Annotated in this window: 8 protein-coding genes; 5 read left to right on the top strand and 3 right to left on the bottom strand. The window is 43.0% G+C overall.

Features of this window, described 5'->3' with window-relative positions; all coding sequences use genetic code 11:
- Window positions 1-60: 60 nt before the first annotated feature.
- Together EPX21_RS14295 and EPX21_RS14290 are read left to right on the top strand one after the other, a co-directional pair.
- Window positions 61-2,631, top strand: a complete 2,571-nt coding sequence (locus EPX21_RS14295) for a prolyl oligopeptidase family serine peptidase (protein WP_134090364.1) — start codon at window positions 61-63, stop codon at window positions 2,629-2,631.
- Between the two features lie 65 nt (window positions 2,632-2,696).
- Window positions 2,697-4,265, top strand: coding sequence for a M81 family metallopeptidase (locus EPX21_RS14290; RefSeq protein WP_134090363.1), 1,569 nt, complete (start codon window positions 2,697-2,699; stop codon window positions 4,263-4,265).
- 65 nt (window positions 4,266-4,330) lie between these two features.
- Here EPX21_RS14290 and EPX21_RS14285 read toward each other — a convergent pair whose 3' ends face one another.
- From EPX21_RS14285 to cmk, 3 genes are all read right to left on the bottom strand, one after another.
- Window positions 4,331-6,718 (bottom strand): glycoside hydrolase family 3 N-terminal domain-containing protein, encoded by a 2,388-nt coding sequence (locus tag EPX21_RS14285; protein ID WP_206106079.1) that lies wholly within the window; start codon window positions 6,716-6,718, stop codon window positions 4,331-4,333.
- A 128-nt stretch (window positions 6,719-6,846) separates the two neighbouring features.
- On the bottom strand, window positions 6,847-8,787 hold the full coding sequence (rpsA, locus tag EPX21_RS14280; RefSeq protein WP_134090362.1) for a 30S ribosomal protein S1: 1,941 nt from the start codon (window positions 8,785-8,787) through the stop codon (window positions 6,847-6,849).
- A gap of 233 nt (window positions 8,788-9,020) precedes the next feature.
- A complete protein-coding gene (cmk, locus tag EPX21_RS14275) occupies window positions 9,021-9,698 on the bottom strand; it encodes a (d)CMP kinase (RefSeq protein WP_134090361.1) in 678 nt (225 codons plus the stop codon).
- A gap of 349 nt (window positions 9,699-10,047) precedes the next feature.
- Between cmk and arfB the strand changes: the two genes are divergently transcribed.
- From arfB to EPX21_RS14260, 3 genes are all read left to right on the top strand, one after another.
- Window positions 10,048-10,452 (top strand): alternative ribosome rescue aminoacyl-tRNA hydrolase ArfB, encoded by a 405-nt coding sequence (arfB, locus tag EPX21_RS14270; RefSeq protein ID WP_134090360.1) that lies wholly within the window; start codon window positions 10,048-10,050, stop codon window positions 10,450-10,452.
- A gap of 195 nt (window positions 10,453-10,647) precedes the next feature.
- Entirely contained in the window at window positions 10,648-11,052 is a 405-nt protein-coding gene (locus EPX21_RS14265; RefSeq protein ID WP_134090359.1) for a cytochrome c maturation protein CcmE, read from the top strand.
- Window positions 11,053-11,101: 49 nt separating this feature from the next.
- Entirely contained in the window at window positions 11,102-13,552 is a 2,451-nt protein-coding gene (locus EPX21_RS14260; RefSeq protein WP_134090358.1) for a heme lyase CcmF/NrfE family subunit, read from the top strand.
- Window positions 13,553-13,565: the final 13 nt, after the last annotated feature.

Below are 13,565 nucleotides of genomic sequence, written 5' to 3'. Positions count from 1 at the left end.
AATGTCGAATTGTAATCTTTAAATCGCATTTGCCCGAAAAAACAATAACTTTATACTATAATGGACGTATTACAACCGCCGCGACATACAAAATGGCTATTAAATAACCCTTATTTCTTAAGCTTTGTATTATGCGTTATTGCTTTTATAAAAGCTAACGCTCAAACAACAATTCCTTTCACAGAAGGACTTTACATCCAAGTACCGGCTAACTACGGTCGCGAAGCAATCTATACGGACGAATTACTTTGGAATTACTATCAAGGTTCTTTAACGAAACCTAAAGCAGGACACACGTTGGACGGAAAGACGGTGAATGATAACCAGCATACTTGGTTGCCTGTCACCGCCGACACCTCTGGGTTCTTTCGTCCACAACGTGCCGTTGGTGGAAATTTGGGAAGTCCGAACCATCCTCCCGGACCGGGCCGAATTGATCGGCAAACGAGCAGTCCAAACTCTCAGCCACGCCGTCCACGGGGTCCTAGTTACCTTTATTTTCAATACGAAGCAAACGAAGTGAAGGATGCGATATTGCATGTTCGCGGAAATAGCGCCGTATTGGTAAATGGCTCCCTACATACCGGCGACCCCTATCGGATGGGCTGGATGGATATCCCGGTAAAATTGGAGAAAGGTCTGAATGAATTCTATGTTAGGGGTTTGTTCGTGGCTGCCGAGTTGCGTTTCCCTACTAAGCCGATTTATTTACATACCGCAGATCTTACCGTGCCTGATATTGTACAGGGAAAAGATAATAGTAGTTTATGGTTGGGCTTGGTCGTCACCAATCACTCATCAAAAACGGTTCGTGACCTAAACATAGGCAGCGTGACAAAGGGCTTGGAGCGATTTGTCTCTGTGCCGGCCATACGACCTTACAGCACGCGCAAAGTGGCCGTACCGGTCGATGCTTCGAGCGTGAAGGAAATCGGTGAAGTGTCAAGTCAAATTATTTTAAAAGCTGGACAAAAGACGATTGACCAACAGCAGATCGGGCTGCAATGTGTCAGTGCAAACAGTCCGTACCGTGTTACTTTTGTCAGCGAAATAGACGGTAGCGTGCAATATTTTGCGGTTAATCCGGCAAAGGGAGGCGAAAAAGCAGGGGATGCATTGTTTTTCTCGGTACATGGCGCGGGTGTGGAAGCGATCGGCCAGGCGCAGGCCTACCAAGCGAAAGACTGGGGGACATTGGTTGCACCTACTAATCGTCGTCCGAGAGGATTTAATTGGGAAGATTGGGGACGCCTCGATGCGCTGGAAGTGTTGTCTATAGCTAAACGGTCTCTGCAGCCAGATTCACAACGTGTTTATCTGACGGGACATTCCATGGGCGGACACGGGACTTGGTTTTTGGGCGCTACCTATCCCGATAAGTGGGCGGCTATCGCACCATGTGCCGGATATCCAACACTGAAAGGCTACGGCTCAGCGGACGGGCTTATTCCTGAAAAGGGACGTAATGCCTACGAAAGTACCTTGCTGCGAGCCAGTAATCAAAGTGATGTGATTGCTTACGCAACTAACTATAAGCCCTTAGGAATCTATATTTTACATGGAGATGCAGACCGGACGGTTCCGGTAGAATATGCAAGGCAAATGAGAGGAGTATTAAGTACCTTCCATCCTGATTTTAGTTATTATGAGTACCCTAACGGTTCGCATTGGTATAGTAACGAAAGTGTAGATTGGAAACCGCTTTTCGACTATTTTCAGTGGCATAGAAGACTGGTCGATACCGCCGTAAACCGAATCGATTTCACGACGGCTAACCCCGGTATTTCAGATTCTTATTATTGGGCCAGCATTTATCAGCAAGAGCAGCCACTGGCTTATTCCAATGTGCAGCTGTCACGTGATATCAACAATGGAACTATAGAGGGCAAAACCATAAATGTTTTTCTTTTACAATTGGACGTGAGCAGCTTCTCATCGGGCAGCCCTATCCGAATATCGTTGGATAGTTTAAACGAACTTAATTATACGAAACAAGAAGGCAAGAGCCACGTATATTTACAAAAAACGGCTAAAGCTTGGCAGTTGACAGACCAACCAGCCCAAGCGGAAAAGGGCCCACACCGTAATGGTACCTTCAAGGAGGCATTCAACTATCGGATGGTCTACGTTTATGGCACGGGCGGCTCTGCTGAAGAAAAACAGTGGGCTATGGAAAAGGCGCGCTATGATGCGGAAACTTGGTACTACCGCGGAAACGGTGCCTTTGATATTGTCGCGGATAAGGATTTTAATCCCGCCGATTATACTGACCGAAATATCATTCTGATCGGTAATGCGAAGACGAACTCAGCTTGGAAAATCTTATTGGCGGATTGTCCCATACAAGTAGAACCTGCTTACGTTCAGCTTGGGGATAAGCAATATAAAGGCAATGATCTCGGCGGATATTTCATTTGGAAGAAGCCGGGGAGCGATCTACATACGGTAGGTGTGATTACAGGTACTGGCATTAAAGGCATGCAAGCCGCGACCGCAAATCAGTACTTCGCCGGTGCAAGTGGTTTTCCGGATTATATGTTCTTTAAGCTGGGGATGTTGAAAAACGGTGCGGAAGACATAGTTGACGCGGGCTTCTATACGAACCACTGGGTAGTTTCGCCGTCCAATTAACTGACGAACTAAGCCTCATTAAAATGATTATTAGTAGGTAAAGAAAAAACGTTAAAACGAAAAGTATGAAATACAAGAAGACGCATTTAACAAGCTATTTGATTTTTATCTTGTTAGCAACCATGACAACCTTTAGCGCCGCGCAAAACTTGCCACGTATCGCCATTGCTGGTTTGGGGATTGAATCCAGTACCTTTTCTCCGGCAATTACGGAAGAGGAGGCGTTTCATGCCCGCTTAGGTGGAGACGTTTTTAATGGATATCCTTTTTTATCCCAGGGCGAGTCCATGCGTGCGGAAGCAGTATGGGTGCCGACTTTAGTGGGAAAGTCGCTGCCCGGCGGCGCGGTGAGCCGCGAAGCCTACGAATCCTTGGTAAAAAAGACATTGGATTCGTTGGAAAAGAATAAGCCTTATGACGGACTATTTTTTGATATCCATGGGGCCATGAGCGTAGTCGGATTAGACGATCCCGAAGGTGATCTTATTCAGCGTATTCGCAAAGTGATCGGTCCGGAAACCATCGTCTCCACGAGTATGGATTTACATGGAAACGTTTCGCAGCGTCTGGCGAAGCATACCGACCTCATTACCTGCTACCGCATGGCCCCGCACGAAGATGCAATGCAATCAAAAGAACGGGCGGTACGTAACCTGCTGGATCGTATAAAAAGCGGAAAAGGCAAACCTGCTTATAAGGCTTGGATTCCTATTCCCGTTTTATTACCTGGCGAACAAACGAGTACCCGAATTGAACCGGGAAAGAGTCTTTACAGCAAAGTAGATCCGGTAACCAAGGAGACGGGAATTATTGATGCGGCTATTTGGATCGGTTACGCTTGGGCAGATGAGCCCCGTAACCATGCCGTAGTCATGGTTACGGGAGATGATAAAGAAAAAGTAGCCAAGGCTGCGGAATACCTTGCGCAAAGTTTTTGGGCGGTCCGGTCGCAGTTTGATTTCGTAGCGCCCACCGGCTCGTTAGACGAATGTCTGACGAAGGCTTTTGCTAGTAAGAAACGCCCGTTTTTTATCAGCGATACGGGCGACAATCCAACAGCCGGTGGGGCAGGAGATGTAACCTGGACATTGACGGAATTGTTAGCTAGGCCCGAGTTTAAGCGGGAAGACGGGCCGACATTAATCTATGCATCCATTCCGGGGCCGGCACTTATCAAGAAAGCAATTGAGGCCGGAAAGGGCGCAACAGTGGAAGGTGAAGTCGGCGCCGCAGTAGATGCTCGCTATGCTCCTCCGCTGAAAATAAAGGGTACGGTGGAAAGTATCGTTCAAGGAGATCGAAATGCCGAAGTCGAAGTGGTGATCAAGACAGGGACTGCTTACGTTATCGTTACACAGAAAAGAAAGCCTTATCACAAAGAAGTGGATTTCACCAGATTGGGGCTAGAACCTCGGAAAGCTGATATCGTAGTGGTTAAAATAGGTTATTTAGAACCCGAGTTGTATGCTATGCAGGCTGATTGGATTATGGCTTTAACGCCTGGCGGTGTTGATCAGGACTTGTATAGATTAAACTATAAAAGAATTCAACGGCCGATGTTTCCGTTTGATAAAAGCATGAAAGATCCGGATCTCTCTGTTCGCTTTATTCCATCCTCCGATTCAAACGATTAAAAAAAGAAGGCGGGATCTTTTTGAAACCGCCTTCCTCTCTTTTATGGCATGTAGAATGGGCTCGGCTATAGGTTGTAATCCCTTTCCAAGTTAACATCTGCTGTCAACTGTATCTGTTCGGACGAAGACCCGATCATCAATTTAAACCGACCTTTTTCTGTAACCCATCTCATTTGTGCATCTATTAGCTTTAAATCATCCGCATGGAGGGTGAAATCGATCGTTTTTTCTTCTCCAGCTTTGAGGTGCACGCGTTGAAAATCTTTTAACTGAATAACAGGCGTTACCACACTAGAGACTTCATCCCGAATATAGAGCTGGACAACCTCATCCCCATCGTATTTACCGGTGTTTTTCAGTTTGAAAGAAACCTGTAGATTAAAATCGTCGGCAGTTTCCGTTAGTTGTTGTTTAATATCTGTATAAGCAAAAGTGGTATAGCTTAGTCCATAGCCGAATGGATAAAGCGGCTTAGCGTCTAATTCAACATAATCATGTTTGGTAGGCTTTTTATAGTTATAATAGACAGGCAATTGGCCAACAGATTTAGGGACGGACACGCTTAAACGACCCGCGGGGTTATAATCGCCAAATAGCACATCCGCGATAGCATGTCCTCCTTCTTGCCCTGGATACCAAGCGTCTACGATGGCATCAATGTGCTGTTGCGGCCAGTTTAAATTTAGTGGGCGCCCTTTAATAGTAACCAATACAACCGGCTTGCCAACTGCTTTAACCGCTTTTAATAGTGCTAGCTGTTTTCCCAACAAATCCAATGTTGCACGATCAAAACCTTCGCCGCTTTCCATATCGCTTATCTTGCCTTCTGCAGCAGTTACTTGGGCAGCGCCAGTCTCCTGATAGGATGTCTTGAAGTCGCGTGCACTCGATCCTCCTAGAACGACAATGGCAACGTCTGCCGTTTGAGCGGCTTTAACTGCGGCGTCGATGTCGAATTCGGAGGTATCTCTGATATCGCATCCTTTCACATAATCTATTTTAGCGTCGGCGCCTAGTTTAGACCGTATGCCGTCTAATACAGTGACTATATTTTCTTCTGTTTGGGGTGCGGTATAATCGCCTAATTGATTGTAAATATTGTTGGCATTCGGACCAATGAGCGCAATCTTTTTTGTTGATTTGCTTAAAGGTAAAATGTTGTTGCTGTTTTTAAGGAGAATAATAGACTGCTGTGCTACTTTACGTGCTAAATCGATATGAGCGGCTGTATGTACGGTCTTCCTTACTTGTTTTATGTCTACGTAAGGATTTTCAAATAGACCCAAAGCGAATTTTTGATATAAAACCCGACTAACTGCCGTGTCTAAGGCTTCCGGTTTTACTTTTCCTTCTTTTATGGCATCCAATAAGGCCGGACCATAACCGTAACCGCTAAGGTCGGCATCGAGCCCCGCATTCAAAGCCTGACCCGCCGCTTCCGATGCGCTGGATGCTACGTGGTGACTGCCTACAAGACCCGATATACTACCTAAGTCCGATACGACGAAACCTTTAAAACCCCATTCTGCTCGAAGCAGATCTTTTAATAACCAAGGATTTGCCGAACAGGGAATGCCGTCTATTGAATTGTAAGCGGTCATGACGGACAGCGCACCGGCTTTTACCGCCTTTTCGAAAGGGGGAAGATAAAATTGATGAAGCTCCCTTTGTCCCAAGCTTACACTGCCTCCGTTATGGCCGCCTTCCGGTACTCCGTAAGAAGTAAAATGCTTTAGCGTGGAGATTATATTTTTTCCGCTCTTTAGATCAGTTCCCTGAAAGCCACTTACCATGGCTTCACCCATTTTTCCATTTAAAACAGGATCCTCCCCGTAGGTTTCTTCTAAACGCGACCACCGAGGTTCTCTCGCTAGATCGAGTATAGGACCGTAACCGGCGTGCCCGCCAACCGCACGGGTTTCAGCCGCTATTGCTTGTGCCATTTCCTGTATCAGGGCCGGGTTCCAGGTGCTGGCCTGTCCAATTGCAGTAGGAAATACGGTGGTGCCGATAGCCATGTGACCATGGGGGCATTCTTCGGAGAGTAAAAGCGGAATTCCTAAACGTGTGCTGTCTGCCATATAACGTTGCAAAGCATTCGTGGCCATCGCTGCTTCTTCCGGCGATAACCCCGTTTCCAGTGTCTTTTTTGTCCATGGATCCGCCCGTAAAGTAGCCCAAAGCATACCAATATGCTCCTTTTTTATGGCTTCTTTGAACTTGTTGCTTACCGTAATGCTTTTATCACTTTTTGAATACATCTCCCAACCAAGGAGGGTAGAAAGTTGTCCTACTTTTTCTTCTATGGTCATTCGATCAAGCAAATCCTTTACCCGCTCGTTTATGGGCCGTTTGGGGTCTTTATAGATCGGCTGGGAGTTAAGGTCTTTAAAAGAGAATAAGGGATAAAGAAGGAAGGCTATTAAAATTAAATTGATCTGTCTTTTTATCATAAAGTATGCGCTGATAATTTTTATCTAATTTACTAAAAGAATCAAAAGTGTTTGGCTAATCGGTAAAAGAATATAAAAAAAATGCCGCCCCTTAAAGGAGCGGCATTGAAAATTTATATGCGGAAGCTTTATTTAGATTTTTTTGAACCTTCTTCGTCTTCCATTTGCTCTTTCAATTGAGCTAATACATCTAAATCTCCTAAGGTGGATTTTTCAACTGAATCTTTCACCTTCTTAACAGCATTGGAAGCCGCTTTAGCCTCTTTCTTGCGATTATTGAAGTCCTCAATACGCGCTTCTGCTCTTTCATCTTCCCAAATGCGAGAATGTGAAATCACAATACGTTTAGCTTCTTTATTGAATTCAATGATCTTAAATTGAGCTGACTCTTCTGCTTTTAAAGCTTTGCCATCTTCTTTGATGCTATGCTTGCTAGGGCAGAAGCCTTCAACTCCGTAAGGAAGTGCTACGATATCACCCTTGTCAGTTACTTTCAGTACGGTACCTTCATGAATTGAATCTAGTGTGAAGATAGTTTCAAAAGTATCCCAAGGGTTCTCTTCCAGTTGTTTATGTCCTAAACTTAGTTTGCGGTTGTCTTCGTCAAGTTCTAGTACAACTACATCCAATTCTTCACCTACTTTCGTAAATTCATTTGGATGGTTAATTTTCTTAGACCATGATAAATCAGAGATGTGAATTAAACCGTCAATGCCCTCTTCAATTTCGACAAACACACCAAAGTTGGTCATGTTCTTAACAACTGCCTTGTGCTTACTTCCTATAGGATAGCGCTCAGCAATGTTTTTCCAAGGATCTGGAGTCAATTGTTTGATACCCAAGCTCATTTTACGCTCTTCACGATCCAAAGTAAGTACTTCAGCTTCTACTTCATCGCCTACTTTAAGGAATTCCTGTGGGCTACGTAAATTTTGAGACCAAGACATTTCAGAAACGTGAATTAAGCCTTCAACGCCTGGTGTGATTTCTAAGAAAGCACCGTAATCGGCAACAGTTACAATTTTACCCTTTACTTTAGATCCTACAGCTAACGCTGGATCCAAAGATTCCCAAGGATGAGGTGTAAGTTGTTTCAAGCCTAATGCGATACGTTTTTTCTCATCATCAAAGTCAAGAACAACAACGTTGATCTTTTCATCTAATGACAATACTTCTTTCGGATGTTCGATGCGGCCCCAAGAAATATCGGTGATATGTAATAAACCGTCAACACCACCTAAGTCGATGAATACACCGAAATCTGTGATATTTTTAACAGTACCTTCCAATACCTGTCCTTTTTCCAGTTTTGCAACGATTTCTGATTTTTGGTTTTCTAAATCGTCCTCAATCAGCACTTTGTGCGAAACAACAACGTTTTTGAATTCGTGGTTGATTTTAACAACTTTGAATTCCATTGTTTTACCCACGTAGATATCGTAATCGCGGATAGGTTTAATATCAATTTGAGATCCAGGCAAGAAAGCTTCGACACCTTTGATATCTACGATCAAACCACCTTTAGTACGGCTCTTTACGTAACCGTTGATGATTGTATCGTTTTCTAAAGCTTCGTTGATTGCTTCCCAAGATTTCTGTGTTTTAGCACGTTTACGGGAAAGAACCAACTGTCCGTTCTCGTCTTCACGTGATTCAACAAACACGTCTACCTTATCGCCTACTTTAAGGTCAGGTAAATCGCGGAATTCAGAAAGAGATACCAAGCCATCTGATTTAAAACCGATGTTAAGTACCACGTCTTTGTTGTTAATGGAAACCACGCTTCCTTCAACAATTTCTCCTTTGTTAACGGAGTTAAAAGTACCAGCGTACTGCTCTTCCAGTTTCGCACGCTCGTCTACGCTGTAATTTCCGAAACCTTTCTCATCTTGATCCCAATCGAAGTCACCTTCTGGAGTGATCCAAGTATTGGATTTGATTTCGTCGATAAACGTTGAATCAGCTTCTGATTCAATGTTTTCTTTTTCCTTAACTGCTTTTAAGTCAGCGTCTTGGATTTCAGCTTGTTTAGCTTTTAATTCTTTTTCTGCTTCTTGTTTTTTTGCCATTAATTAATTTATCTCCTTTTTCCTGAAATTCATCAGGACTGCAAAGGTGCAAAAATTATTTTTAAATAAAGCAATAAATGTGAGTTTTATTAGCAAAACATCGTGATTTTCAGGTCGCTTAGCTAGCTGCGGTTGTCAGTTATTGCGTTGCGGATATGATAAAACTAATACCTATGACAACCTAAAGGACTCAAGTGTTTAGCTGCTTGCAACATAGAACGTATAGCTTATAACTAACTGTTGGCTTCCTCTACTTTTTCCAATACGAAGCGCAGTTGTTCTTCCTCGGTCATATCTGTATTGTCTAAAATAATAGCGTCGTCAGCTCTTACTAAGGGGCTTTCCTTGCGTGTGGTGTCTTGGTAATCGCGATGTGCAATGTTTTCGAAAACCTCTTCTAAGGTGATGTTTTCACCTTTATTCTTTAGCTCCAGATAGCGGCGTTCTGCTCTTATCTTTGGGTCGGCAGTCATAAAAATCTTAATTTGGGCATGAGGAAAAACAGCTGTTCCAATATCCCGGCCGTCCATTACCACATTTTTTCGCGCACCCATTTTTTGCTGCTGCTTTACCATGGCTGATCTAACTTCTTTGATGGCGCTCACTGCGCTTACATTTTCCGAAACGGGCATTTGTCTGATTTCATCCGAGACATCCTCATCATTTAAAAGGACCCGTGTTGCTCCCTGTTCCTTGTGGAAATCGATATGAATATTTTCAAGTGCTTGTCGTATCTGCTTTTCACTGTTGAAATCAATGTTGTTCCGCAAAAAATAGAGCGTCACAGCCCTGTACATGGCGCCGCTGTCTACATAGACGTAATGAAGTTTGTTTGCTAAAGCTTTTGCGACTGTACTTTTTCCGCAGGAGGAATAGCCATCAATCGCTATAATGATATTTTTCTTCGTCATGGGTGCACAAAACTATAGAAAATGCTTGGCATTCGCGAACACTTATGGAAAAGTGGGGTTAAACAGATCATAAACTATCTCCATCATCAGTTTAAATACGGAAATTTTTTCGTACTAACTGTATATCTTATTTGTGCGCTCGTCAGGTTTTTTTCAGGTCTTACCAGATTTTGATCAGGTTTATCTGACCAAAATCTGGTAAAGACCTGACGAATGGTTGGAGTTTGCCCGAATTTAGTACAAAATTGGTTATAAATTGTTGCCTTGCGAAGTGCTTGATTTATTATCGACATGATTTAATATGATCTGAATAGTGCGAGTTTCTATATTTGTGACTTAATGATTTGTTATGTACGATATAGATGAACTAGAACCATATATTCACTATAAAGCTTCACGCAGCGGTGGAAGTGGTGGGCAACATGTGAATAAAGTGGCTTCAAAAGTCGAATTGTTATTCGATTTTGAAAGTTGTAATATTTGGAACAAAGCGGATAAGGACCGTATTAGACAAAAGTTGGGCGGGCGACTTTCTTCAGAGGGAAAGCTGCAGATAATCAGTCAAGAGCACAGATCGCAATTCAAGAATAAGGAACTGACCCAACAGAAGCTTTTGAAGATGCTTACTCAGGCCTCTACAGTACCCAAACAGCGTAAGCCTACTAAACGCAGCAAGGAATCTGTCGAAAAGCGGTTGGAAGATAAGCGGTACCGCGCGCTTCAAAAGATTAGTAGAAGTAAATATTTTGATTAATTAGAACAATTCTTAATAACGGGTAAGCCTTGTGATATTGCAGGTTATATATTTAGTATTTAGTATTTTTGCGCCAAATTATCCTGCTAGCCTGTATGTACCCACCTCAAAACGGAAACATTTTAGGAGAGTTGGATGATTGCTCAAAAGTTACTAGGTAACCTTGCGCGCAGTTAACAAGAAACAAAAGCATATATGAAGAAGGGAGCTATTTTAGGCATTATAATCATCGCAGTAGCGATCGCGATGATCATTAGTATTTACACGGATTCTAGCACATATGCGACATTTACTGATGCTCAAAAGACGGAGTCAGAGATCCATGTGGTGGGCGAGTTAAATAAAACGAAGGCATTATACTACAAACCAACTGAGGATGCCAATTATTTTGCATTTTATATGCTAGACAATGAGGGTACAGAATGTAAAGTCGTTTTCAACGGTTCAAAACCGCAAGATTTTGAACGCTCGGAACAGATTGTTTTGACAGGCAAAATGGTGGGGGGAGAATTCCATGCTTCAAAAATCTTGATGAAATGCCCTTCTAAGTATAACAAAGATCAAGTAGAGGTAACGGAATCTGCTTCTACTAACGTTTAGGATATAATCGTTGTATTTCCGAACCTAATCACAAATTTATTGAATATTAATGGATATCCACTATCAAGGTGAAAGCCTTCTTCCAGGCCAACTTGGTCAATTTTTTATCGTTCTTTCTTTTGGTGCGGCGCTCTTATCGTGTATTAGCTATTTCTTTGCCACAAAATATAAAGAGGATGCTTCATGGCACAAAATTGCTCGTATTGCCTTCTTTATCAACGTGGTATCGGTAATCGGTATTGGTAGCTGTCTTTTTTATATTATATATAACCATTTGTTTGAGTATCATTACGCTTGGTCGCACTCTTCCCGCACCTTGCCGGTACATTATATAATTTCCAGTTTTTGGGAGGGACAAGAAGGTAGTTTTTGGCTCTGGATGTTTTGGCAATCTATTTTGGCGCTTGTTGTAATTGTCAGGGGTAAAAGCTGGGAAAATCCGGTTATGACTTCCGTTATGCTCTGCCAAACCATTTTGGCTTCCATGCTGACAGGCATTGAAGTTTTTGGCGAGCGTGTTGGGAGTTCCCCCTTTATTTTGCTAAGACAGGCCTTAGAGGCGCCTATTTTCACCAATCCTAACTACCTCAGTATGATTACTGATGGCAATGGCTTAAATCCATTGTTGCAGAATTATTGGATGGTAATCCATCCGCCGACCCTGTTTTTGGGTTTTGCTTCAATGGTGGTTCCTTTTGCTTATGGTATTGCAGGATTATGGCAGCGGAAATATAAGGAATGGTTACAGCCAGCTCTTCCTTGGTCTCTTTTTGCTGTGATGGTATTGGGCGCAGGTATTATTATGGGTTCCTTCTGGGCTTATGAAGCGCTTAATTTTGGGGGTTTTTGGGCTTGGGACCCCGTAGAGAACGCCTCCATTATTCCTTGGTTTACGTTAATTGCTGCCGTGCACGTGATGGTGGCGTATAAAAACTCCGGTCACTCTTATTTTACTGCCACCTTTTTAGTGTTGATAAGTTTTGTGTTGGTTATCTATGCCTCTTTCTTAACCCGCAGTGGGGTGTTGGGTGAAACATCGGTCCACTCTTTTACCGACTTAGGTATGTATTGGCAGCTCGTGGCCTTTAATATAACCTTTTTCGGTATTATGGTTTATTTTCTTGTTAGCAGATGGAAAGAATTGCCTATTACTAAAAAGGACGAAGAAACTTATTCGAGGGAATTCTGGTTGTTTATAGGTGCCCTTATTCTTGTGGTGGCCTGTGTGCAGATCATTGCTACGACGTCGATTCCGGTGTTTAATGCCTTATTTGGAACCAAAGTGGCTCCGCCTGTTGATGCAATTGCTCATTACAATAAATGGCAAGCCGCATTTGCCGTCCTAGTGCTTATTCTATCGGCTATTGCGCAATTTCTGAAATACAAGAAAACTACCCCTAAGGTGTTTTATTTCAACTTGTTGGTGTCTTTTGTGGTTTCTATTGTAGTTACCGGTGTTTTGCTGTATTTCACAAAAGTTTATACCAATTTCATGTATGTGCTATTGTCTTTCGGGGCGGTATTTGCCTTAGTAGCGAATGCGAGAATTCTGGGTGATGCTTTTAAAGGAAAATGGAAATTGGCCGGCTCTTCAGTCGCTCATATAGGATTCGCTTTGTTGATTATCGGCGCCTTGGTTGCTGCTGCAACAAACAAGGTGGTTTCTCTAAATGCGGGCGGCTCGATTCCAATTGCGGGATTTGAAGAGCGCGAGAAGCCGGGCGAGAATCTCTTTCTGTATATCGATCAACCGATAGAAATGGGAGGATATACAATCACTTATGTGGGCGATAGCATTGCTATGCCGAACGTTTACTATAAAGTGAACTACGAACGCAAGGATCAAAAAACCGGTAAAGTAATAGAACGGTTCCAGCTCACGCCGAATGCGCAACAAAACCCTAAAATGGGCTTAATCGGAACGCCTAGTACGCGACATTATCTGACAAAAGATATATACACAATTGTAACCTCTGCACCAAAATTAGACGGCCCGGAAGAGGAGGGCCACGACCACGAGGGGCACGATCCAAACGAGGGATACGAAGAGCCAGCGGTGCAGATGGTTAACATTGGCGATACGCTTCGTTATAAAAATGGATTTATTGTTGTGAAAGGTATAAATCGAAACGCTACGTTGCAGAATATTCCGTTAACAAGTGGAGACCTGCTTTTCGCACTGCAGTTGGAAGTACATGCCGTTACCGGCGAAACCTTTGAAGCCGATCCGAAATACTTGATCAAAAATGGCAATAGCTTCGATTTTGCCAAAGATATAGAGGAACAGGGACTGCGTTTACGTTTTACCAAGATTGTACCAAATGAAGGTATGGAATTGATGATCTATCAAAAGCCGCTGCCTGAGAAAAAGTGGATCGTTATGAAGGCTATCGAATTTCCTTATATCAACTTTTTTTGGTGTGGTACAATTATCATGACCATAGGCTTTCTTCTTTCCATTTTTAGGAGAAATAAAGAGCTTAAAGGGAAAATTGCGTAAACATTTGTTTCCC

Source organism: Olivibacter sp. XZL3, assembly GCF_004368405.1.
Taxonomy (GTDB): Bacteria; Bacteroidota; Bacteroidia; order Sphingobacteriales; family Sphingobacteriaceae; genus Olivibacter.
This window is presented reverse-complemented; position numbering and strand designations above follow the sequence as displayed.

What these genes read in the sequence shown, in the direction of transcription:
- EPX21_RS14295 (WP_134090364.1), top strand. Translation starts at nt 61, where the DNA reads ATGGACGTATTACAACCGCCGCGACATACAAAATGGCTATTAAATAAC.
- EPX21_RS14290 (WP_134090363.1), top strand. Translation starts at nt 2,697, where the DNA reads ATGAAATACAAGAAGACGCATTTAACAAGCTATTTGATTTTTATCTTG.
- EPX21_RS14285 (WP_206106079.1), bottom strand. Translation starts at nt 6,718, where the DNA reads ATGATAAAAAGACAGATCAATTTAATTTTAATAGCCTTCCTTCTTTAT.
- rpsA (WP_134090362.1), bottom strand. Translation starts at nt 8,787, where the DNA reads ATGGCAAAAAAACAAGAAGCAGAAAAAGAATTAAAAGCTAAACAAGCT.
- cmk (WP_134090361.1), bottom strand. Translation starts at nt 9,698, where the DNA reads ATGACGAAGAAAAATATCATTATAGCGATTGATGGCTATTCCTCCTGC.
- arfB (WP_134090360.1), top strand. Translation starts at nt 10,048, where the DNA reads ATGTACGATATAGATGAACTAGAACCATATATTCACTATAAAGCTTCA.
- EPX21_RS14265 (WP_134090359.1), top strand. Translation starts at nt 10,648, where the DNA reads ATGAAGAAGGGAGCTATTTTAGGCATTATAATCATCGCAGTAGCGATC.
- EPX21_RS14260 (WP_134090358.1), top strand. Translation starts at nt 11,102, where the DNA reads ATGGATATCCACTATCAAGGTGAAAGCCTTCTTCCAGGCCAACTTGGT.